We start from the raw sequence: 20,716 nt of genomic DNA, 5'->3' as shown, positions 1-20,716 counted from the left end.
TTGCTCCTCAGGCCCCGTGCTCTTCCCGATGAGCCTTGGCCAACTCCGCATACAAGGTCCCGTTGAGCGTGACGCCCTGACGCTCTTCCTCAGTCAGCTGCCGCTTGACCTTCGCGGGAACTCCCGCGACGAGCGACCCGGCCGGCACCTCCATCCCCTGCGGCACCAAGGCCTGCGCGGCGACCAGCGACCCCGCCCCGATCACCGCCCCGTTCAGCACGGTCGCCCCCATCCCGATCAGACAGTCGTCGCCCACGGTCGCCCCATGAACGACGGCGTTGTGCCCGACAGACACCCGCTCCCCGATGCTCACCGGAAATCCGGGGTCCGCATGCAGCGTGCAGTTGTCCTGGACATTGGACTGCGCCCCGACAGAGATCCGCTCGACATCCCCCCGCACCACAGCGCCGTACCAGACACTCGCCCCCGCCTCCAACGTCACGTCCCCGATCACCACGGACGTGGGCGCCACGAAAGCCTCACCGTCGATCTTCGGCTCCCTCCCGCCGATGCCCTTGATCAGAGGCTTGTGCGTCATCACCGTCTCCTGTCGTCCGAGGTACACCGGAACGCTACCGCCACCCGGTAGGGCGAAGATCACAGCCCCACGACCGCATACGGGCGCCGCCCGCTCAGTACGGTGAACGCGTGTCCAAGCGCAAGAACACGTTCTCGTCCTGGCGGCGCGGCCTCACGCAGCGCGCGGTCCACGCCGCCTGGGCCTGGGTGCAGCGCACGGGCTCGGTGACGGCCGAGCACCCCGGCCGCTTCCACTTCGGCTCGATCGGCGAAGCCACCCGCCTCGCCTTCCCGCTGGGCACCGTCTTCGGCGAACGCTGGATCCACCTCGGCTCCCACTGCATCGTCGGCGAGCAGGTGACCCTGACGGCCGGTCTGATGCCCGACCTCGACCTCGGCCCCGAGCCGATCCTGCGCATCGGGGACGGCGTCGTGCTGGGCCGCGGCAGCCATGTCATCGCCGACACGACGGTCACCATCGGAAGCGACTGCTACTTCGGGCCGTATGTCTACGTCACCTCCACCAACCACTCCTACGACGATCCCCACGAGCCCATCGGCCGGCAGTGGCCGCGCATGGAGCCGGTCGAGATAGGCCCGGGGTGCTGGATCGGCACCGGCGCGGTGATCCTGCCGGGGGCCCGGATCGGGCGGAACGTCGTGGTGGCGGCCGGCGCGGTGGTCCGGGGCACGGTGCCCGACCATGCCGTGGTGGCGGGGGCGCCCGCCCGTGTCGTACGACGCTGGACGCCCGACGAAGGATGGCAGCCGCCGCTGCGGACGCCGCCGCCGGTGCCGATACCCGATGGGGTCACCCCGGAGCAGCTCCAGGCACTGGCGGAACTGGACGAGGACGCGGTGGCCGGGCTCGCCGTACTGGACGAGTCCTGATTCAGCCGGCTGCCAGCAACACCGTGCCGACCAGCGCAAGCCCCGCCCCCGCGGCCTGCACCGCCAACAACCGCTCCCGCAGAAATCCGCGCGCGGCCAAGGCCGTCACCACCGGATACAGCGAGGCGAGCGCGGCGGCCACCGTGACCGGGCCATGATGGGCGGCGATCACATAGGTGCCGTTCGCCGCGACGTCCGCGAGGCCGACGAAGCCGAGCGCGGGCAGCGAACGCCAGGGGAACCCGCCGCCGTCGGGGAGGGCGGGGACGCCTCGGCGCGAGGATGCGTACAGCGCGAGGCCGCCCGCGACCACATTGACCAGCCGCTGGACGAAGAGCGCGAGGAACAGGCCGGTGACGGTGGTCGACGCCTCCGCGATCAGCGCGAACACCGTGCCGAAGCCGAAGGCCGCGACCAGCGTGAGCACGATCGCCTGCCGCTGCACGGGCGCGCCCCGCAGCTGCGGTCCGCCCGCGAGCACCACGCCGAAGACGGCGACCGCGATCCCCGCGAGCTGCACCAGTCCGGGCCGCTCGCCGAGGAAGAGGCCCACGCCGACCGGAACGGCCACCCCCACGGTGCCGAGCGGTGAGACCACGCCCATCGGGCCGAGCGCGAGCGCCTTGTAGAAGCAGATCAGGGCGACCGGGCCCACCACCCCCGCCGCGGCGGCGAACCACAGCCGATCACCGGCCTCGCTCCAGGCGCCGGTGGACACGACGATCACGCCGAGCACCACCGCCGCGATCGCCTGCGAGACGACCACCACCGTCAGCGCCGGGGTGCGCCGGGTCAGCAGTCCGCCGCCGAAGTCGGCCAAGCCCCACAGCAGGCTGGTGGCCAGGGCGAAGAGTGCTGTCACGGGGGCCTCGCAGTACAGTTCGGTGCACGATCGGGTGCACCCCACCGTAGTGCAGCACGCTAGACCCTGTCATCCAGAATATTGGACTCCGGAATCCCGGATGGAATTGGACGGAATGTGTCGGACCTCGACCTGCTGACCCAGTCCCTCGCGCGCAACGTCAAACACTGGCGCGCGGTGCGCGGCTTCACGCTGGACGTGCTCGCCGCTCGGGCCGGTGTCAGCCGCGGCATGCTCATCCAGATCGAGCAGGCCCGCACCAATCCCAGCCTCGGCACCGTCGTCAAGATCGGCGACGCGCTCGGGATCAGCATCACCACCCTCCTCGACTACGAGAGCGGCCCCAAGGTCCAGATCGTCCCGGCCGACCGGGCGGTACGGCTGTGGAGCACCGACGCCGGAAGCTACAACCGGCTGCTCGCGGGCACCGAGGCCCCCGGACCGCTGGAGATGTGGGACTGGCGGCTGATGCCGGGCGAGAACAGCTCCTCGGAACCGCACCCCCAGGGCACGGTCGAGCTGGTCCATGTCACGGCAGGCGAGCTGACGCTGACCGTCGACGGCGTCGACCACCTCGTCCCGGCCGGCGCCAGCGCCACCTTCGAGGCCAGCAGCCAGCACACATACGGCAATCAGGGCACCGTACCGATGGAAATGATCATGGCCGTCTCGGTGCCGCCCGTGCAGTGAGCGGCTGTTACGGTGCGGGCATGGACGCACCCATCGGACGCTTCGACAACGCCGCCCCCGCCCCGGACCGCCTCGACGAACTCACCCGCCCGGTCGCCGACGCCGTACGCCACTGGCACGGCAGCGTCCCCGCCGACCAGATCGTCTACGTCGAGACCGACCCGGAGTGGGCCGACACGGCCGTCTTCGTCGAGCACTACGGACGGGAACTCCTCGAACAGTCCGCGAACTGCGTGGTCGTCGCCGGCAAGCGAGGGGGCGAGACCACGCTGGCCGCGTGCGTCGTGCTCTCCACCACCCGGGTCGATGTCAACGGCGTGGTGCGCCGCCAACTCGGCGCCCGCAAGGCGTCCTTCGCCTCCATGGACACCGCGACCGGCGAGACCGGCATGGAGTACGGCGGCATCACCCCGCTCGGACTGCCCGCCGACTGGCCGGTGCTGGTGGACTCGGCCGTCGTCGACCTGCCGTACGTCCTGGTCGGCAGCGGGCGTCGGCGCGGCAAGCTGCTGGTGCCGGGAAAGGCGTTCGCGGAGCTGCCGGGCGCCGTCGTGCTGGAGGGGCTCGGCGTCGCCTAGATCACAGGTGGTGGGCGAGCGCCAGATGCGGGTCCGCCTCGCCCGGCACCGGTGCCGGATCGGCGTGGACCAGGGCCGCGGTGAGCCGGGGAACGGCGTGCAGCAGGGCGTGTTCGGCGTCGACGGCGATGGAGTGCGCCTGACGCACCGTCGCCTCGCCGTCCACGACGACCGCCACCTCGGCGCGCAGCCGATGCCCGATCCAGCGCAGCCGCAGCTCGCCCACCTCGCGCACCCCGGCCACCTCCCGGAGCGCCTGCTCGGCCCGGTCCATCAGCTCCGGGTCCACGGCGTCCATCACCCGCCGGAACACCTCGCGCGCCGCGTCCCGCAGCACCAGCGTGATGGCGGCCGTGATCGCCAACCCCACGATCGGGTCCGCGAGTTGCCACCCCAGCGCCGCGCCGCCCGCGCTCAACAGGACGGCCAGTGAGGTGAATCCGTCCGTACGGGCATGCAGCCCGTCCGCGACCAGCGCCGCCGAGCCGATGTCACGGCCCACCCGGATCCGGTAGCGCGCCACCCACTCATTGCCCGCGAACCCGACGAGTGCCGCCACGGCGACGGCCGGGATCTGCTGCATCGGCCGTGGGTCGAGGAGACGGTCGACGGCCGTCCACGCCGCGAAGGCCGCGGACGCGGCGATCGTCAGCACGATGACGATGCCCGCGAGGTCCTCGGCCCGGCCGTAGCCGTAGGTGAAGCGGCGGGTGGCGGCACGCCGGCCCAGTACGAAGGCGATCCCGAGCGGTACGGCGGTCAGCGCGTCCGCCGTGTTGTGCACCGTGTCGCCGAGCAGCGCCACCGAGCCGGAGACGACCACGACGACCGCCTGGGCGAGGGCCGTCACCCCGAGGACCGCCAGGGAGACCCACAGGGCGCGCATGCCGCGGGCCGAGGACTCCAGGGCGGAGTCGAGCTTGTCGGCCGACGCGTGGGAGTGGGGTTTGAGGAGGTGGGTGAGGCGGTGGATGCGGCCGTGGTGGTGATGGTGCCCGTGCTCAGGCCCGTCGACATGTCCGTGCCCATGGTCATGCCCGTGCTCGTGCCGGTCGCTCACGGCGGTCCCCTTCCTGCGCGCGGGTGTGGACGCGAAGCCGCCCACGACGCCATTATGTGCGTATGAGCGCACGCATGCACCTATCACCTGCGCACGATGCGCATCCGCGCACCCCCGGCGAGGAGCAGTTCGCGCTCGCCGCGGAACTCCTCGCCCTGCTCGGCGACCGCACCCGGCTCACGCTGCTGCACGCCCTGACGGAGGGGGAGGCCGATGTCACCACGCTCACCGAGGCGTGCGGCGCGGCCCGGCCCGCCGTCAGCCAGCACCTGGCGCGGCTGCGTCTCGCGGGCCTGGTGAACACGCGCAAGGAGGGTCGCCGGGTGATCTACTCACTGGGGGACGGCCATCTGCGCCGCCTCGTGGACGAGGCCCTGAACGTGGCGGATCACCGGCTCAGCGACCGGCCGTTGCACGATTGACCTGGGGGTTCTCAGCCCTCGGGATGCCTGCCCAGGTACTGGTCCGCGAAGGCCATCGCCGCCGTCGGGGAGTCGAAGAGGCGGCGCAGGCGGGCGAGGGTGGTGCCCGCGCGGTACGGGTCGCCGGACGACTGGCCGTGGTAGACCTCGGAGAGCCAGAGGGAGAACTCCTGGTAGTCCCATGCCCGGTTCAGACAGGCCGTCGAGTAGCCGTCCAGGCCGGTGTCGTCGCCCTTCGTGAGGTGCGCGACGAGACCGTCGCCGAGCAGGAACGCGTCGTGCAGGGCGAGGTTCATGCCCTTGGCGGCGATGGGGGCGGTGAGATGGGCGGCGTCACCGGCCAGGAAGAGGCGGCCGAACACCATGGGCTCGACGACGTAGTTGTGCATGTCGAGGACGCGCTTCTCGATCAGCCGGCCCTCCGTCAGCGGCGGCGCGCCGTTCGCCCCGAGCCGCTGCTGCAGCTCCGTCCACACCCGGTCCTCCGACCAGTTCTCAGGGTCGTCGCCTGGCGGGCACTCCAGGTAGTAGCGGGTCACCTCGGCGCTGCGCGGCATGTGCCCGGCGAACCCGCGCGGATGCATGCCGAACAGGACGCAGTCGGAGGACGGCGGCGCCTCGGCGAGCAGCGCCAGCCAGCCGATGCCGTAGTCGCTGCGGGAGACATGGGCGCGATCGGCGGGCAGCGCGCCGCGGGTGGCCCCGCGCGCCCCGTCGCAGCCGGCGACGAAGTCACAGTGCACGACCTCGCGCCGACCCGTCTCCGGGCAGATGTACGACACCGAGGGCTGGTCGGTGTCGAGGTCGTGCAGCTCCACGTCCCGCACCCCGAACCGCACGGCCCCGCCGCGCACATCGGCGTACTCCCGCACCAGGTCCGTCACCAGCAACTGCTGCGGGTAGACCCAGTGATGAACGCCCGTCATCCGCGCGTACTCCAACCGGTAGCGCTCCCCGGCGAACCGGAACTCGCACTCGGTGTGCCGCAGGGCCCGCGCCAGCAGGTTGTCGGCGAGGCCCCGCCGCTGAAGTCCGCGTACGGCGCCCTCCTCCAACACCCCGGCCCGCGGGCGCTGTTCGATGAACTGGCGCGTCTCGGTCTCCAGGACCAGGCAGTCGACGGACGCCGCGCGCAGGATGTTGCCGACGGTGAGGCCGGCCGGTCCCGCGCCCACGATCACGACCGGAAATCGCTGTGCGGGGTGGGGGGAGGTGGAAGTCACCCGAGCATTATGCGGGCGGCCGACCCGCGGAGGGGAGGGGTCAGCCCAGGCGGGGGATCTCGATCGCGGGGCAGCGGTCCATGACCATCTCCAGGCCCGCCGCGCGTGTGCGCTCGTACGCCGCCTCGTCGATGACGTCCAGCTGGAACCAGACCGCCTTGGCGCCCTTGGCCACCGCCTCGTCGGCGACCGCCCCTGCGAGGTCGCTGTTCACGAACACGTCGACCACGTCCACGTCGAACGGGATGTCCGCCAGCGAGGCATAGCCGGGCTCGCCGTGCACCGTCTCCGCCTTCGGATGCACGGGCACGATGCGCTTGCCGTACCGCTGAAGCACATCGGCGACCCCGTACGCCGCGCGCCGCTGGTTCGAGGACAGCCCCACGATCGCCCAGGTGTCGCCGAGCTCGGTGAGGATCTTGCGCACTGTCGCCTGGTCGCCGTACACGCTGGGTCTCCTTGGGTCGGGCACGGGCTGATGTTCCGGACAACAGCGGGTGGGGTGGGGTGATTCCCGGTGCGGGCGGGGCGGCGACGAAGCGCGCGAACCGCTTGACCCGCGGTCGGTGCTCCATGATGCTGAGTTGCGACACGTGAGATGTGTGCCGTAATGAGCAACATCAGTTTCAAACATCGAGCCAGCCGAGGAGTGGTCATGACGCACCAGGTCCGTGCTGTCGTCGCGCGGGGCAAGGGCGCCCCCGTCAGCCTGGAGACGATCGTCGTGCCCGACCCGGGTCCGGGTGAGGCGCTGGTGAGGGTCGAGGCCTGCGGGGTCTGTCACACCGATCTGCACTATCGGGAGGGCGGGATCAACGACGACTTCCCGTTCCTGCTGGGGCATGAGGCGGCGGGTGTGGTGGAGTCGGTGGGGGAGGGGGTCACCGATGTCGCGCCCGGTGACTTCGTCATCCTCAACTGGCGTGCCGTGTGCGGGAATTGCCGGGCCTGTCTGCGGGGCCGACCCTGGTACTGCTTCGCCACCCACAACGCCAAGCAGAAGATGACCCTGCTCGACGGCACCGAGCTCGCACCGGCCCTGGGTATCGGCGCCTTCGCGGAGAAGACGCTGGTCGCGGCCGGACAGTGCACCAAGGTGGACCCGGCCGCGTCGGCGGCGGCCGCAGGACTGCTCGGGTGTGGCGTGATGGCGGGCATCGGCGCGGCCATCAACACCGGCAATGTCGGCCGCGGAGACTCGGTCGCCGTCATCGGCTGCGGTGGGGTCGGGGCCGCGGCGATCGCCGGGGCGAGCCTGGCGGGCGCGGCGAAGGTCATCGCCGTCGACATCGACGACCGCAAGCTGGAGACCGCCCGGAGGCTGGGCGCCACCCACACCGTGAACTCCAAGGAGAGCGACGCCGTCGAGGCGATCCGTGAGCTGACCGGCGGCCACGGCGCCGACGTCGTCATCGAGGCGGTCGGCCGCCCGGAGACGTACCAGCAGGCCTTCTACGCCCGCGACCTCGCCGGCACCGTCGTCCTGGTCGGCGTACCGACCCCGGAGATGAAGCTGGAACTGCCGCTCCTCGACGTCTTCGGCCGGGGCGGGGCGCTGAAGTCCTCCTGGTACGGCGACTGCCTGCCCAGCAGGGACTTCCCGATGCTCATCGACCTCTATCTGCAGGGCCGGCTCGACCTGGACGCGTTCGTCACGGAGACCATCGCCCTGGACGAGGTCGAGAAGGCCTTCGAGCGGATGCACCACGGTGACGTGCTGCGCTCGGTGGTGGTGCTGTGATGGCGGCTCGGATCGAGCACCTCGTGACCTCGGGGACGTTCTCGCTGGACGGCGGCACCTGGGACGTCGACAACAACGTCTGGATCGTCGGCGACGACACCGAGGCGATCGTCATCGACGCGGCCCACGACGCCGAGGCCATCGCGCGGGCGCTCGGCGACCGGGCCCTTCGCGCCATCGTGTGCACCCACGCCCACAACGACCACATCGACGCCGCGCCCGCCCTCGCGGAGGCCACGGGCGCCCCCGTCCTCCTCCACCCGGACGATCTGCCGCTGTGGAAGCAGACCCACCCCGAGCGGGCGCCGGACGCCGAACTGGCCGACGGCCAGACCATCGCGGTGGCCGGTGTCGAGCTGACCGTGCTGCACACACCGGGCCATGCCCCCGGCGCGGTGTGCCTGTACGCACCGGCCCTGACGGCTCTGTTCAGCGGCGACACGCTGTTCGCCGGCGGGCCCGGGGCGACGGGGCGGTCGTACAGCCACTTCCCGACCATCGTCGCGTCGATCCGGGACCGGCTGCTGACGCTGCCGGGGGACACCGTCGTGCACACCGGGCACGGGGAGACGACGACCGTCGCCGCCGAGGCGCCACATCTCCAGGAATGGCTCGACCGCGGCTTCTGAGACCCGCCGCGCGGGGCGCCCGTACCGCCTGTTTCCGCAGGTGGAGCGGGCGCTTCGGGCTGCCCGGAGACAGGGCCGCGAGGTGTGTCCGAACGAGGCCTTTTGACGGCTTGACAACGCTTCTGAGCGGCCCCCAAACTGACGTTGCGCTTACCGCAATCCGTTTCGCTATACGCACCGAGGTGTCATGATGATTCCCGCGTGCCGGCTCGCAGACCTTCCGCGAGGCGAGGCCCACCGGCTCGATGTCCATCCGCCGGTCTCCGTGTTCCACACCGACGACGGCGAACTCTTCGCCATCGACGACACCTGCACCCACCAGGACGCGTCGCTCGCCGACGGCTGGCTGGAGGGTCGCGAGGTGGAATGCCCGCTGCATGCTTCCAAGTTCGACCTGAAGACCGGTGCGGTCGACGCCCCGCCGGCCAAGCTTCCGGTCCGGACGCACGAGGTCCTGGTCGAGGACGGCATGATCTACGTCCAGCTGTCCACGGACGCGCCCAACCTGCCGCCCTGCATCGCCGCCAAGCTCGTCGGGGGAGTGGCGTGAGGAGCGTCGCCGTGGTCGGTGCCTCGCTGGCCGGACTGTCGGCGGCGCGCTCCCTGCGCAAGCAGGGCTACGACGGCCGGCTGGTCGTCATCGGGGACGAGCTCCACCGCCCCTACGACCGGCCCCCGCTGTCCAAGGAGTTCCTCGCCGGCACGCTCGGCGAGGCCGAACTCGCCCTGGAGGCCGACGGCGAGGACCTCGGGGCACAGTGGCTGCTCGGCGTCCGGGCCACCGGACTCGACCACGCGACACGTACCCTGCGGCTCGCCGACGGGCGGGAGGTGCGGGCGGACGGCGTCGTCATCGCGACCGGCGCCGTGGCCCGCGCCCTGCCCGGTTCCGAGGGGCTGGCCGGAGTGCACACCCTGCGCACCCTGGACGACGCCCGCGCCCTGCGGGACGAACTGGCCCGCGGTGGACGGCTGGTGGTGATCGGCGGCGGCTTCATCGGAGCCGAGGTCGCCTCCACCGCGTACACCCTCGGGCTCGACGTGACCGTCGTGGAGGCGGCGCCGACCCCGCTCGCCGGACCGCTCGGCGAGACCATGGGCGCCGTCGTCTCCGCGCTCCACACCGACCACGGCGTACGGCTGGAGTGCGGGGTGGGCGTCAAGGGGCTGAGCGGGGAAGCCCGCGTCGACTCCGTGCTGCTGGAGGACGGACGGGGCATCCCCGCCGACATCGTGGTCGTCGGTGTCGGCGCCCGCCCGTGCGTCGACTGGCTGGAGGGCTCCGGCATCGTCCTCGACAACGGCGTCAAGTGCGGCGCCGACGGCCGCACCAACCTGGCCGGCGTGGTCGCGGTCGGCGACTGTGCCAACTGGTACGACCCGCGGGCCGGTTTCCATCGCCGCGTCGAGCACTGGACCGGTGCACGCGAGCGCGCCGACGCCGCGGTCGCCACCCTGCTGGCGGGCGGCGCGGTGGAACCGGGGGTGCCCCGGCCGCCGTACTTCTGGTCCGACCAGTACGGCGTGAAGATCCAGTTCGCCGGTCACGCGGCCGGCGCGGACAGCGTCACCATCGAGGCGGGCGCCGCGGACGACCGCGACGTCCTCGCCGTCTACCGGCGGGCCGGGAACCCGGTCGCCGTGCTCGGGATGAACCAGCCGCGGCTGTTCACGCGCTGGCGCAAGCAGTTGGCCGCCACCGCGTCCTGAGCAGCAGTATCCGCTCGTACCCAACACCGTCCGGAGTCGCTCTTCCCGGCGCGTGAATGACCTCTCCCCGACGTTCTCCGAGGAGTGCACCGTGACCTCGACTTCGACCAGCCTGCCGGACAGTCTGATCGCCACTCTGCCCGGCTCCGCCTACACGGACCCGGCGATCTTCACCCAGGAGCAGGAGCGCATATTCGAGACCATGTGGTTCTGCGCCGCCCGCGCCTCCGACCTGGCGAAACCCGGCGCCTTCCGCACCTACCAGGTGGGCCGCGAGAGCATCCTGATCACCCGGGCCAGGGACAACAGCGTCCGGGCGTACTTCAACGTGTGCCGGCATCGCGGGGCCAGGCTCTGCACCGAGGAGTCCGGCGAGGTCAAGCGGGCCTTCCAATGCCCGTACCACGCCTGGACCTACGGCCTGGACGGCAAGCTCGTCGCCGCGCCCAACCTCACCAAGATGCCCGATGTGGGCCGTACCGAATACGGCCTGGTGAGCGTGGCCGTCCGGGAATGGCTCGGCTATGTCTGGGTCTGTCTCGCGGAGCACCCGCCCTCCTTCGAGGAGGAGGTCATGGGCGAGATCGTGGCCCGCCTCGGCGACGTCGAGTCCATCGAGCGCTACGGCATCGAGAACCTCTCCGTCGGCAAGCGGATCGTCTACGACGTGCAGGCCAACTGGAAGCTCATCATCGAGAACTTCATGGAGTGCTACCACTGCGCCACGATCCACCCCGAACTGACCGAGGTGCTGCCGGAGTTCGCGGACGGCTACGCCGCCCAGTACTACGTCGGTCACGGCGCGGAGTTCGGCGACGAGGTGCGGGGGTTCACGGTGGACGGCTCCGAGGGCCTGGACCGTATCCCGGGTGTCGCGGAGGACCAGGACCGCCGCTACTACGCGATCACCGTCCGCCCGCAGGTCTTCATCAACCTCGTGCCCGACCATGTGATCTTCCACCGGATGTACCCGATGTCGGAGGACCGCACCGTCGTCGAGTGCGACTGGCTGTATCTGCCGCATGTCGTGGAGAGCGGTAAGGACGTGAGCAGGTCCGTGGAGCTCTTCCACCGGGTCAATCAGCAGGACTTCGAGGCGTGCGAACGCACCCAGCCCGCGATGAGTTCCCGTATGTATGCCAAGGGGGGTGTGCTGGTGCCCAGTGAGCATCACATCGGCGCGTTCCACGACTGGGTGAACGAGCGCCTGGGTACCCCTCAGGCCTGAATCAGCCCAGGAAGCCCATCCGGTGGCTGATCTCCTCGGCGCCCTTGAGCAGTACCGGGGAGAGCTCGTGCAGGCGCTTCTCGGTCAGGCGGTATCCGGGGCCGGAGGCGCTGAGCGCGGCGATGACGTCGCCGTCCCGGTTGCGGACCGGGGCGGCCATCGCGTGCAGGCCGATCTCCAGTTCCTCCAGGGTGAAGGAGTAGCCCCGCTCGCGCGTCTCGGCGAGGTTCTTCTCGAGCTTCGTCCTGGCGGTGATGGTGCGCGAGGTGACCTTCTTCATGCCGGCCTCGGACAGCAGCGTGGCGCGGTCCTCGGTGGGCATGTACGCCAGCAGGACCTTGCCGCTGGACGTGGCGTGCAAGGGGGTGAGCTGGCCGACCCAGTTGTGGGCAGTGATGGCTCCGGGGCCGCGCACCTGGTACAGGTTGATCGCGTAGTGCTCCTGCATGACGGCGATGTTGACCGTCTCGCCGAGCTCCTCCGCGAGGCGTTCACAGACCGGCCGGCCCTGCTGGGTGATGTCGATACGGCCGGTGACGGCGCCGGCGAGGCGCACGATGCCGAAGCCCAGTCGGTACTTCCCGCGCTCTCCCGCCTGCTCCACCAGGCCACGCGCTTCCAGGGCGCCGAGCAGCCGGAACGCGGTCGACTTGTGGACGTCGATCTCCCCCGCCACCTCGCTCACGCCCGCCTCGCCACGCTGAGCGAGGATCTCCAGAACACTGATGGCGCGGTCGACCGACTGCACGCCGCCGGCGGATGAATTCGACGTTTCCGAGTCAGGGCTGTAGTTGCTCACAGTGAAACTATACGCGCACTACGGCACAAGCTGTTACCTGTCGGTATCCTGACCAGGCGTTTTCTCCTGGTATAGACCGATCCGCGAGGGACCTCTTACGAGAGTCCGACGCGGCCGTCGTTCCGTACCGGCACGCCCTTCTCTCTGGCCACTCTGACGCCGTCCGCAGTCGCGGGCGGCGTCACACGGGCACGGAGGAATGGAGCATGCGCATGGACATCGACATGGACAAAGGCCACGGCGAGCACCATGACCCGAGCGGGCGCTCCGGACCTGCCGCCGGGGCCGATCACGCCGTGTTCGTCCAGGGCAACGAGCTTGACGGCAACACCATCCACGTGTTCGCGCGGGGCGACGATGGCAAGTTGAAGGTCCTTCAGCAGCCCCTGGCCAGTGGTCAGGAGGTCCTGTGCTGGCTGGAGCGCGCGGGCAACTTCTTCTACGGCGGCAACACCGGCAACTCCACCGTCAGCGGTTACCGCATGGACAAGCGCGGCAAGCTCTCCCTGACCAATGAAGTGGGCATCGCCACCCCGCCCTCCGCCAAGTCGCAGGGGGCGATCGACCTCGACGTGACGGAGGACGAGAGGTTTGCCTACGTCCAGAACGCCACCTCCGGCACCATCGACGGCTTCCGAGTCGAGACCAACGGCGCCCCCACGAAGGTGACAACGGCCGAGGGCCTGCCGGCTTTCGGTGAGTCCGGCATGGAAGGCATCGCGGCGGTCTGCGCGGGGGACCGAAGGGGGAAGGCGCGGGAAGTCTGGTCGGTGGCGGGGGCTCGTAGCCCGCCGCACGATCTTCTGGGTCACATTTCGGAAGTTGCGCTGCTCGCAACCTGGTGCGTATGGTGCGCCCCGGTCTAGCATGCGTCGCACATCTACGGCGCGAGCGAGACGAGGGACCATGGCTCCTGTGCAGTACGACTTCGTCATCGTCGGTGGCGGTTCGGCGGGCAGTGCGCTGGCGAACCGGCTCTCCGCGGACCCGGCGAACCGGGTACTGGTCCTGGAGGCAGGCCGGTCGGACTACCCGTGGGACGTCTTCATCCATATGCCCGCGGCGCTGACCTACCCCATCGGCAGCCGGTTCTACGACTGGAAGTACGAGTCCGAGCCCGAGCCGCACATGGGAGGCCGGCGCGTCTATCACGCACGCGGCAAGGTGCTCGGCGGCTCCAGCAGCATCAACGGCATGATCTTCCAGCGCGGCAACCCCATGGACTACGAGCGCTGGGCGGCCGACCCGGGCATGGAGACCTGGGACTACGCGCACTGTCTGCCGTACTTCCGGCGGATGGAGAACTGTCTGGCCGCCGACCCCGACGACGAGTTCCGCGGCCATGACGGCCCCCTGGTGCTGGAGCGTGGCCCGGCGACCAACCCCCTCTTCGGCGCCTTCCTCAAGGCCACCGAGGAGGCGGGCTACGCGCCCACCGATGACGTCAACGGCTATCGGCAGGAAGGCTTCGCCAAGTTCGACCGGAATGTTCACCGGGGCCGTCGGCTGTCCGCCTCCAAGGCGTACCTCAAGCCCGCGATGAAGCGGCCCAACCTCACCGTCCGCACCCGCGCCCATGTCACCCGCGTCCTGTTCGAGGGCAAGCGGGCCGTCGGCGTGGAGTACCGGCGCGGCCGGGGCGCGCCCCAGCAGGTCCGCGCCCGTGAGGTCATCCTGTGCGGCGGCGCCATCAACTCCCCGCAACTGCTCCAGCTCTCCGGCGTCGGCAACGCGGCCGAACTGCGCACCCTCGGCATCGACGTCGTCCACGACCTCCCCGGCGTCGGCGAGAACATGCAGGACCACCTGGAGGTCTACGTCCAGTACGCCTGCAAGCAGCCCGTCTCCATGCAGCCGTACATGGCGAAATGGCGCGCCCCCTTCATCGGCCTCCAGTGGCTGTTCCGGAAGGGTCCCGCCGCCACCAATCACTTCGAGGCCGGTGGCTTCGCCCGCAGCAACGAGGACGTCGACTACCCCAACCTGATGTTCCACTTCCTGCCGGTCGCGGTCCGCTACGACGGCTCCTCGCCCGCCGGCGGCCACGGCTACCAGGTGCACGTCGGGCCCATGTACTCGGACGCCATCGGCTCGGTGAAGATCAAGAGCAAGGATCCGCGCGAACACCCGGCGCTGCGCTTCAACTACCTCTCCACCGAGCAGGACCGCCGCGAGTGGGTCGAGGCGATCCGGGTGGCGCGCAGACTCCTCGACCAGCCCGCGCTCGCCCCCTACAACGGCGGTGAGGTCTCACCCGGCCCCGAGGTCGAGTCCGACGAGGAGATCCTCGCCTGGGTCGCCAAGGAGGGCGAGACGGCCCTGCATCCGTCCTGCACCTGCAAGATGGGCACCGACGACATGGCCGTCGTGGATCCGGCCAGCATGCGGGTGCACGGCCTGGACGGTCTGCGCGTCGTGGACGCCTCCGTCATGCCCTACGTCACCAACGGCAATATCTACGCACCGGTGATGATGATCGCCGAGAAGGCCGCCGACCTGATCCTCGGCAAGGAGCCGCAGCCACCGTCGAAGGCCGCGTACTACCGCCACCGCGACGCCCAGAAGCAGGCGGAGCGCTAGTCGACGGCGGCTCGACCGAGCCGTATGCGACAGCCGTATACGACAGTTGTATACGACGGGGGCGGGACCGTCGGCCGGTCCCGCCCCCGTCCTGTGTGTGGCTCAGCGGAAGACCACCGTGCGGTTGCCGTCCACCATCACGCGGCTCTCGCTGTGCCACTTCACGGCGTGCGCGAGCACCTGTGCCTCCACGTCCCGGCCGACCGTGACCAGGTCGCCGGGGTCGAGCGAATGGTCCACCCTGACCACGTCCTGCTCGATGATCTGCCCCTCGTCGAGTTCGGGCGTGACGTAGTGCGCCGTGGCGCCGACGAGTTTCACGCCGCGCCGGTGGGCCTGCTCATAGGGGCGTGCGCCCTTGAAGCTGGGGAGGAAGGAGTGGTGGATGTTGATCGCCTTGCCCTCCAGCTTCTTGCACAGGTCGTCCGAGAGGACCTGCATGTAGCGGGCCAGCACCACCAGGTCGACGTCCAGCTCACGCACCATCTCCAGCAGCCGCGCCTCGGCCTCCGGCTTGGTGTCCCTGGTGACCGGGATGTGGTGGAAGGGGACGCCGTACGTCTCGGCGAGGCCTTCGAAGTCGCGGTGGTTGGAGACGATCGCCGGGATCTCGATGTTGAGGTCGCCGGTGCGCCTGCGGAACAGCAGGTCGTTCAGGCAGTGCCCGAACTTCGACACCATGATCAGGGTCCGGGTCGGTGTGGCCGCCTCGGTCAGGGACCAGGAGATGGAGTACGCCTGGGCGACGGGGCCGAAGCGGTGCCGCAGCTCTTCCAGTCGGGCGCCGGGGTCGGAGACGTCGAAGTGGACCCGCATGAAGAAACGGTCCTGAAGTCGGTCGTCGAACTGCTGGCTTTCCAGGATGTTGCCGGAGTTCCTGACGAGGAAGCCGCTCACCGCGTGCACCAGTCCCGTCCTGTCGGGACAGGAGAGGGTGAGGACGTACTCGCGGCCGGGTTGGGGACGAGGGGACATAGGGCGGCCTCCGTCAGTGCGCATTGCACAACAAGATGAGCGATACGCAACATGGTCGGCTCGGTGGCGCTTGCGGTCAAGAGCGGTCGGGATAGTGTGCGCATGGCCAAATCGTCACCCGCCAACCTCTTGACGTCGGTCTGCGCATTGGCAAGGGTGTTCCACCACAAGCAATCGGGTGCACAATGCGCAACGAATTTCGGTTGAAAGGCTCGGCGCGTGGCAGACCTGTACGTGGATGGCGAATGGCGGGAACCGGTGGCCGGCGGGCACCGGGACATCCGATGTCCCGGCGACGGCGCGCTGGTGGCGACCGTTTCGGAAGCGACCCGGCCCGATACAGAGGCCGCGATCGCGGCGGCCCGGCGTGCCTTCGATGGCGGGCACTGGCCCAACACCCCTGAGCGTGAGCGCGGTGCGCTGCTGCTGCGCACCGCCGACATCATGGAGCGCGACGCGAAGGTCTTCGCCCGCGCCGAGTCCCTGGACACCGGCAAGCGGCTGGTGGAGAGCGAGTACGACATCGCCGATGTCGTCTCCTGCTTCCGTTACTACGGAGGCCTCGCGGGCACCGACGCGGGGCGGGCCATCGACACCGGGCGGGACGATGCCGTCAGCCGGGTCGTCTACGAGCCGGTCGGTGTAAGCGGGCTCATCACCCCCTGGAACTACCCGCTGCTGCAGGCCAGTTGGAAGGTCGCCCCGGCGCTCCTCGCCGGGAACACGATCGTCCTCAAGCCCAGCGAACTGACCCCCTCCACCTCCATCCTGCTGATGAAGGCGCTGGAGGAGGCCGGGCTCCCGGCCGGTGCCGCGAACCTCGTCCTGGGCGCCGGGCCCGAGGTGGGCGCACCGCTCTCCGATGACCCGGCCGTCGACATGGTCTCCTTCACCGGGGGCCTGGAGACCGGCAAGCGGATCATGGCCACCGCCGCCGCGACCGTGAAGAAGGTCGCGCTGGAGCTCGGCGGCAAGAACCCCAATGTCGTCTTCGCCGACGCCGACTTCGAGACGGCCGTCGACTTCGCCCTCACGGCCGTGTTCCTGCACTCCGGGCAGGTCTGCTCGGCAGGCGCCCGGCTGATCGTCGAGGACTCGCTGCACGACCGCTTCGTCGACGAGGTCGTGCGCCGCGCCCGGCAGATCCGCCTCGGCGGCCCCTTCGACCCCGACGCCGAGACCGGGGCACTGATCTCCGCGCAACACCTGGAGAAGGTCGAGGCGTACGTCGCGGCAGGGCTGGACGAGGGGGCCGTACTGCGCTGCGGCGGCGCCCGGCCCGACGACCCGGCGCTCGCGAACGGCCACTACTACCTGCCCACCGTCCTTGACGAGTGCCGGCAGGACATGAGGGTGGTGCACGAGGAGTCCTTCGGGCCCGTGCTCACCGTGGAGCGCTTCACCGATGAGGACGACGCCGTACGCATCGCCAACGACACCGAGTACGGACTCGCCGGGGCCGTGTGGACGCAGGACGGCGGCAAGGCCCAGCGGGTCGCCCGGCGGCTGCGCCACGGCACGGTCTGGATCAACGACTACCACCCCTATGTACCGCAGGCGGAATGGGGTGGCTTCGGGCACTCGGGCGTGGGCCGGGAGCTCGGACCGAGCGGCCTCAACGAGTACCGAGAGCCCAAACACATCTGGCAGAACATCCAACCCCGGCCGCAGCACTGGTTCCGCGGCTGAACGCCGAAATGAGGTCGATCGTGACCACTCAGACCGAGGTGCCGCAGCGGCGCGGCACGCCCCAGGACTCGGGCTCCACCCCGGTCATATCCGTGCGAGGGCTGTGGAAGGTGTTCGGGCCCAAGGCCGAACTGGTGCCGGAATCCGAGGAGTTGTGCGGCCTCACCCGCCGCGAGCTCATGGACCGCACCGGATGCACCGCCGCCGTACGCGATGTCCACTTCGACGTCTCACCCGGCGAGGTCTTCGTCGTCATGGGACTGTCCGGCTCCGGCAAGTCCACCCTGGTGCGCTGTCTCACCCGGCTGATCGAACCCACCGCGGGCGAGATCGTCTTCGAGGGCGAGGACATCCGCGAGGCCGACGCGGCACGCCTGCGCGACCTGCGGCGCCGCAAGTTCTCCATGGTCTTCCAGCACTTCGGTCTGCTGCCCCACCGCCGCGTCGTGGACAACGTGGCGTTCGGGCTCGAGATCCGCGGCATGGGCAGGGCCGAGCGCGTCAAAAGGGCCCAGGAGGTCGTCGAACTGGTCGGCCTGGAGGGCTACGAGAACTCCTACCCCGACCAGCTCTCCGGCGGTATGCAGCAACGCGTGGGCCTGGCAAGGGCCTTGGCCGGCGACCCCGACGTGCTCTTCTTCGACGAGCCGTTCTCCGCGCTCGACCCGTTGATCCGCCGTGACATGCAGAACGAGGTCATCCGGCTGCACCACGAGGTCGGCAAGACCATGGTGTTCATCACCCACGACCTCTCCGAGGCCCTCAAACTGGGCGACCGCATCCTCATCATGCGCGACGGCAAGATGGTCCAGTGCGGCACCGGCGATGAACTCGTAGGGGCGCCGGCGGATGACTACGTCCGCGAGTTCGTCAAGGACGTGCCGCGCGGCGACGTCCTCACCCTGCGCTGGATCATGCGCCCCGCCGAGGACGGCGACGAGCTGGACGGTCCCGAACTGGGCCCGGACGTCGTGGTCAAGGAGGCCACCCGGGCGGTGCTCGCGGCCGACAAGCCCGTCAAGGTCGTCGAGAACGGCAAGCTGCTCGGCATCGTCGGCGACGACGAGATCCTCGCGGTGGTCGCCGGGCGCGAAGGCGGCGCGTGATGACCGTCGCCGTCGAGAAACCCGAGAAGACGGGCATCGCCGAACCCCCGGCCGCCCCCGTCAAGGAGACCCGCAGGATCAGCCGGTCCATGGTGATCGGCGCCATCCTGGTCGTCTGGCTGGTGCTGTTCGCCGTACTGCGCGGGAAGCAGACGCTCACCCTCGCGGCGGCCGACCTCACCGATCTGCACCGGTGGATCAACGACCTCAATGACTCCATCGGCGCCAACCGCAACTCCAACCCGCTCTTCCTGTACTTCTTCAACGAGATCCGCCTCGTCATCGACTCCCTGGTGACCTTCGTCCAGGAGCTGATCTCCCAGCCGACCGGTGACCGCCCGGTCCCGCAGATCGGCTGGCTCGGAATCGTCGGCATCGCCGGCTATGTCTCCTGGGCCGTCGGCAACTGGCGTGTCGCGCTGCTGGCCGTCGCCGGCTTCACCTTCCTGGGCCTGCAGGGCCTGTGGCAGGAGAGCATGGACACCCTGGCGCTGACCCTCTCCGCGGTCCTCGTCGCGCTGCTGTTCGCGATTCCGCTGGGGGTGTGGGCGGGTCTCTCCGACCGGGTCAACCGGATCATCACGCCCCTGCTCGACTTCATGCAGACGATGCCGACCTTCGTCTACCTGGCCCCGCTGACGCTGTTCTTCCTCATCGGCGGCGCCTCCGCCACCATCGCCACCGTCATCTACGCGGCCCCGCCGACGATCCGCATCACGGCGCACGCCATCCGCAACGTGTCGAAGACGACGGTCGAGGCGGCCGACTCGCTTGGCGCCACGCGACGGCAGTCGCTGCTGAAGGTCCTGCTGCCGATGTCCAAGCGGACCGTGGTGATGGGCGTCAACCAGACCATCATGGCCGCCCTGGCCATGGTGACCATCGCCGCCCTGATCGACGCGCCCGGCCTCGGCAAGACCGTCGTCCAGGCCCTCCAGTCGCTCGACGTCGGTACGGCCTTCAACGCGGGCCTGGCCATCGTCGTCATGGCCATCGTCCTGGACCGCGTCACCACCGCGGCGAGCACACGGGAGGAGGCCGCCCGGAACTCGAAGAACCGCTTCCTCGCCTGGCGCCGCCCGCTGTTGGGCGCCGGCGCGGCGATCGCGGCCGTCCTCGTCTACCTCTCGCACACCTACCTCTGGGCGGCGGAGTTCCCCGGCGAGGGCAGCACCGGCAGCGCCATCGCCCGCGGTGCGGACACGGTGACCACCTGGGCACAGGACAACCTGTCCGGGCTCACCAACGCCTTCCGCGACGCCATCACCAACGGTCTGCTCAACCCGTTCCAGACCCTGCTCACCGACTCCCCGTGGTGGCTCGTGGGCGCGGTGCTGATCGCGCTGGCCGTGGTCCTCGGCGGGTGGCGCGCGGGCATCACCACAGCCGTGTGCGTGGGCCTGCTTGTCGGCACCGGCCTGTGGTCGGACGGCATGACGACGCTGGCCTCGACCCTCGTCGCGACCGTCCTGGTGATGGTGCTCGGCATCGTCTTCGGCGTGTGGATGGGGCGCAGCACCCTCGTGGACCGGCTGATCCGGCCCACGCTGGACGCGGCCCAGGTCATGCCGCCGTTCGTCTATCTCGTGCCGTTCCTCGCCCTGTTCGGCGCCACCCGCTTCACCGCCATCGTCGCCGCGATCGTCTACGGCGCACCCGTCGCGATGAAGATCATCGCGGACGGCATCCGGGCCGTCCCCGAGACCACCGTCGAGGCGGCCACCTCTGCCGGATGCAACACCTGGCAGATCATCACCAAGGTCCAGCTGCCGATGGCCCGCAGCGCCCTGACACTCGCCACCAACCAGGGCCTGATCTACGTGCTGTCGATGGTCGTGGTGGGCGGCCTGGTGGGAGCCGGCGCCCTCGGCTACGACGTCGTGGCCGGCTTCTCCCAGGGCCAGTTGTACGGGAAGGGGCTCGCCGCCGGGCTCGCCATCGTCCTTCTCGGAGTCATGTTCGACCGGATCACCCAGGCAGCGGCTCGCCGCGCCGGCGCATAAGGAGCACCACA

Annotated in this window: 21 protein-coding genes; 14 read left to right on the top strand and 7 right to left on the bottom strand. The window is 70.0% G+C overall.

Annotated features, from left to right (window positions below):
• Positions 1-7: 7 nt before the first annotated feature.
• The gene (locus IE325_RS41980) at positions 8-538 is read right to left on the bottom strand and encodes a gamma carbonic anhydrase family protein (protein WP_190075466.1); all 531 of its coding nucleotides are present in this window, start codon (positions 536-538) and stop codon (positions 8-10) included.
• Between the two features lie 110 nt (positions 539-648).
• Here IE325_RS41980 and IE325_RS41975 point away from each other — a divergent pair, with 110 nt between their 5' ends.
• Positions 649-1,410 carry an acyltransferase gene (locus IE325_RS41975; RefSeq protein ID WP_190075465.1) on the top strand — a complete coding sequence of 254 codons (762 nt, stop codon included), beginning with the start codon at positions 649-651 and terminating at the stop codon, positions 1,408-1,410.
• Between the two features lies 1 nt (position 1,411).
• Here the strand turns inward: IE325_RS41975 and IE325_RS41970 are convergent, their stop codons facing one another.
• Positions 1,412-2,272, bottom strand: a complete 861-nt coding sequence (locus tag IE325_RS41970) for a DMT family transporter (RefSeq protein ID WP_190075464.1) — start codon at positions 2,270-2,272, stop codon at positions 1,412-1,414.
• A 117-nt stretch (positions 2,273-2,389) separates the two neighbouring features.
• Here IE325_RS41970 and IE325_RS41965 point away from each other — a divergent pair, with 117 nt between their 5' ends.
• On the top strand, positions 2,390-2,962 hold the full coding sequence (locus IE325_RS41965) for a helix-turn-helix domain-containing protein (RefSeq protein ID WP_190075463.1): 573 nt from the start codon (positions 2,390-2,392) through the stop codon (positions 2,960-2,962).
• A gap of 20 nt (positions 2,963-2,982) precedes the next feature.
• Entirely contained in the window at positions 2,983-3,540 is a 558-nt protein-coding gene (locus IE325_RS41960; RefSeq protein WP_190075462.1) for a YbaK/EbsC family protein, read from the top strand.
• A 1-nt stretch (position 3,541) separates the two neighbouring features.
• Here the strand turns inward: IE325_RS41960 and IE325_RS41955 are convergent, their stop codons facing one another.
• A complete protein-coding gene (locus tag IE325_RS41955; protein ID WP_190075461.1) occupies positions 3,542-4,600 on the bottom strand; it encodes a cation diffusion facilitator family transporter in 1,059 nt (352 codons plus the stop codon).
• Positions 4,601-4,662: 62 nt separating this feature from the next.
• On the opposite strand from IE325_RS41955, the gene IE325_RS41950 reads away from it, so the two are divergent.
• Positions 4,663-5,022, top strand: coding sequence for an ArsR/SmtB family transcription factor (locus IE325_RS41950; RefSeq protein ID WP_190075460.1), 360 nt, complete (start codon positions 4,663-4,665; stop codon positions 5,020-5,022).
• Between the two features lie 11 nt (positions 5,023-5,033).
• On the opposite strand, the gene IE325_RS41945 is transcribed toward IE325_RS41950, so the two are convergent.
• Both IE325_RS41945 and IE325_RS41940 read right to left on the bottom strand, forming a co-directional pair.
• Positions 5,034-6,245: a 4-hydroxybenzoate 3-monooxygenase gene (locus tag IE325_RS41945; protein ID WP_190075459.1), complete on the bottom strand. Its 1,212-nt coding sequence runs from the start codon at positions 6,243-6,245 to the stop codon at positions 5,034-5,036.
• Between the two features lie 40 nt (positions 6,246-6,285).
• On the bottom strand, positions 6,286-6,693 hold the full coding sequence (locus IE325_RS41940; protein ID WP_190075458.1) for a CoA-binding protein: 408 nt from the start codon (positions 6,691-6,693) through the stop codon (positions 6,286-6,288).
• A 207-nt stretch (positions 6,694-6,900) separates the two neighbouring features.
• Here IE325_RS41940 and IE325_RS41935 point away from each other — a divergent pair, with 207 nt between their 5' ends.
• From IE325_RS41935 to IE325_RS41915, 5 genes are all read left to right on the top strand, one after another.
• Positions 6,901-7,986 (top strand): S-(hydroxymethyl)mycothiol dehydrogenase, encoded by a 1,086-nt coding sequence (locus tag IE325_RS41935; RefSeq protein ID WP_190075457.1) that lies wholly within the window; start codon positions 6,901-6,903, stop codon positions 7,984-7,986.
• Positions 7,986-8,615 (top strand): MBL fold metallo-hydrolase, encoded by a 630-nt coding sequence (locus IE325_RS41930; RefSeq protein WP_190075456.1) that lies wholly within the window; start codon positions 7,986-7,988, stop codon positions 8,613-8,615. The genes IE325_RS41935 and IE325_RS41930 overlap by 1 nt, the downstream gene beginning before the upstream one ends.
• 187 nt (positions 8,616-8,802) lie before the next feature.
• Positions 8,803-9,165 carry a bifunctional 3-phenylpropionate/cinnamic acid dioxygenase ferredoxin subunit gene (locus IE325_RS41925; RefSeq protein WP_190075455.1) on the top strand — a complete coding sequence of 121 codons (363 nt, stop codon included), beginning with the start codon at positions 8,803-8,805 and terminating at the stop codon, positions 9,163-9,165.
• Positions 9,162-10,325, top strand: coding sequence for an NAD(P)/FAD-dependent oxidoreductase (locus IE325_RS41920; RefSeq protein WP_190075454.1), 1,164 nt, complete (start codon positions 9,162-9,164; stop codon positions 10,323-10,325). The genes IE325_RS41925 and IE325_RS41920 overlap by 4 nt, the downstream gene beginning before the upstream one ends.
• 91 nt (positions 10,326-10,416) lie before the next feature.
• The gene (locus IE325_RS41915; RefSeq protein WP_190075453.1) at positions 10,417-11,553 is read left to right on the top strand and encodes an aromatic ring-hydroxylating oxygenase subunit alpha; all 1,137 of its coding nucleotides are present in this window, start codon (positions 10,417-10,419) and stop codon (positions 11,551-11,553) included.
• Between the two features lies 1 nt (position 11,554).
• Here the strand turns inward: IE325_RS41915 and IE325_RS41910 are convergent, their stop codons facing one another.
• Positions 11,555-12,301 carry an IclR family transcriptional regulator gene (locus tag IE325_RS41910; RefSeq protein WP_190075570.1) on the bottom strand — a complete coding sequence of 249 codons (747 nt, stop codon included), beginning with the start codon at positions 12,299-12,301 and terminating at the stop codon, positions 11,555-11,557.
• Positions 12,302-12,564: 263 nt separating this feature from the next.
• On the opposite strand from IE325_RS41910, the gene IE325_RS41905 reads away from it, so the two are divergent.
• Positions 12,565-13,218, top strand: coding sequence for a lactonase family protein (locus IE325_RS41905; protein ID WP_229912447.1), 654 nt, complete (start codon positions 12,565-12,567; stop codon positions 13,216-13,218).
• A gap of 40 nt (positions 13,219-13,258) precedes the next feature.
• Complete coding sequence (gene betA, locus IE325_RS41900) at positions 13,259-14,932, top strand: choline dehydrogenase (protein WP_190075452.1); 1,674 nt, start codon at positions 13,259-13,261, stop codon at positions 14,930-14,932.
• A 102-nt stretch (positions 14,933-15,034) separates the two neighbouring features.
• Here the strand turns inward: betA and purU are convergent, their stop codons facing one another.
• A complete protein-coding gene (gene purU / locus IE325_RS41895) occupies positions 15,035-15,907 on the bottom strand; it encodes a formyltetrahydrofolate deformylase (RefSeq protein WP_190075451.1) in 873 nt (290 codons plus the stop codon).
• Positions 15,908-16,126: 219 nt separating this feature from the next.
• On the opposite strand from purU, the gene IE325_RS41890 reads away from it, so the two are divergent.
• Genes IE325_RS41890 through IE325_RS41880 form a run of 3 tightly spaced genes read left to right on the top strand, consistent with a single transcriptional unit; the run spans position 16,127 to position 20,705 of the window.
• Positions 16,127-17,596, top strand: coding sequence for an aldehyde dehydrogenase family protein (locus IE325_RS41890; RefSeq protein ID WP_190075450.1), 1,470 nt, complete (start codon positions 16,127-16,129; stop codon positions 17,594-17,596).
• Positions 17,597-17,604: 8 nt separating this feature from the next.
• Positions 17,605-18,702: a quaternary amine ABC transporter ATP-binding protein gene (locus IE325_RS41885; protein WP_190075449.1), complete on the top strand. Its 1,098-nt coding sequence runs from the start codon at positions 17,605-17,607 to the stop codon at positions 18,700-18,702.
• The gene (locus IE325_RS41880; protein ID WP_190075448.1) at positions 18,702-20,705 is read left to right on the top strand and encodes an ABC transporter permease; all 2,004 of its coding nucleotides are present in this window, start codon (positions 18,702-18,704) and stop codon (positions 20,703-20,705) included. The genes IE325_RS41885 and IE325_RS41880 overlap by 1 nt, the downstream gene beginning before the upstream one ends.
• Positions 20,706-20,716 lie beyond the last annotated feature (11 nt).

This window comes from Streptomyces lanatus (assembly GCF_014655715.1).
Classification (GTDB): domain Bacteria; phylum Actinomycetota; class Actinomycetes; order Streptomycetales; family Streptomycetaceae; genus Streptomyces; species Streptomyces lanatus.
The sequence above is the reverse complement of the archived record's forward strand: the minus strand, read 5'-3'. Positions and strand labels throughout refer to the sequence as shown.

Bases quoted from the DNA above. Each gene is read 5' to 3' on its own strand.
- IE325_RS41980 (WP_190075466.1), bottom strand. From the start codon at position 538: ATGACGCACAAGCCTCTGATCAAGGGCATCGGCGGGAGGGAGCCGAAG.
- IE325_RS41960 (WP_190075462.1), top strand. From the start codon at position 2,983: ATGGACGCACCCATCGGACGCTTCGACAACGCCGCCCCCGCCCCGGAC.
- IE325_RS41950 (WP_190075460.1), top strand. From the start codon at position 4,663: ATGAGCGCACGCATGCACCTATCACCTGCGCACGATGCGCATCCGCGC.
- IE325_RS41935 (WP_190075457.1), top strand. From the start codon at position 6,901: ATGACGCACCAGGTCCGTGCTGTCGTCGCGCGGGGCAAGGGCGCCCCC.
- IE325_RS41930 (WP_190075456.1), top strand. From the start codon at position 7,986: ATGGCGGCTCGGATCGAGCACCTCGTGACCTCGGGGACGTTCTCGCTG.
- IE325_RS41925 (WP_190075455.1), top strand. From the start codon at position 8,803: ATGATGATTCCCGCGTGCCGGCTCGCAGACCTTCCGCGAGGCGAGGCC.
- IE325_RS41905 (WP_229912447.1), top strand. From the start codon at position 12,565: ATGGACATCGACATGGACAAAGGCCACGGCGAGCACCATGACCCGAGC.
- betA (WP_190075452.1), top strand. From the start codon at position 13,259: ATGGCTCCTGTGCAGTACGACTTCGTCATCGTCGGTGGCGGTTCGGCG.
- purU (WP_190075451.1), bottom strand. From the start codon at position 15,907: ATGTCCCCTCGTCCCCAACCCGGCCGCGAGTACGTCCTCACCCTCTCC.
- IE325_RS41885 (WP_190075449.1), top strand. From the start codon at position 17,605: ATGAGGTCGATCGTGACCACTCAGACCGAGGTGCCGCAGCGGCGCGGC.
- IE325_RS41880 (WP_190075448.1), top strand. From the start codon at position 18,702: ATGACCGTCGCCGTCGAGAAACCCGAGAAGACGGGCATCGCCGAACCC.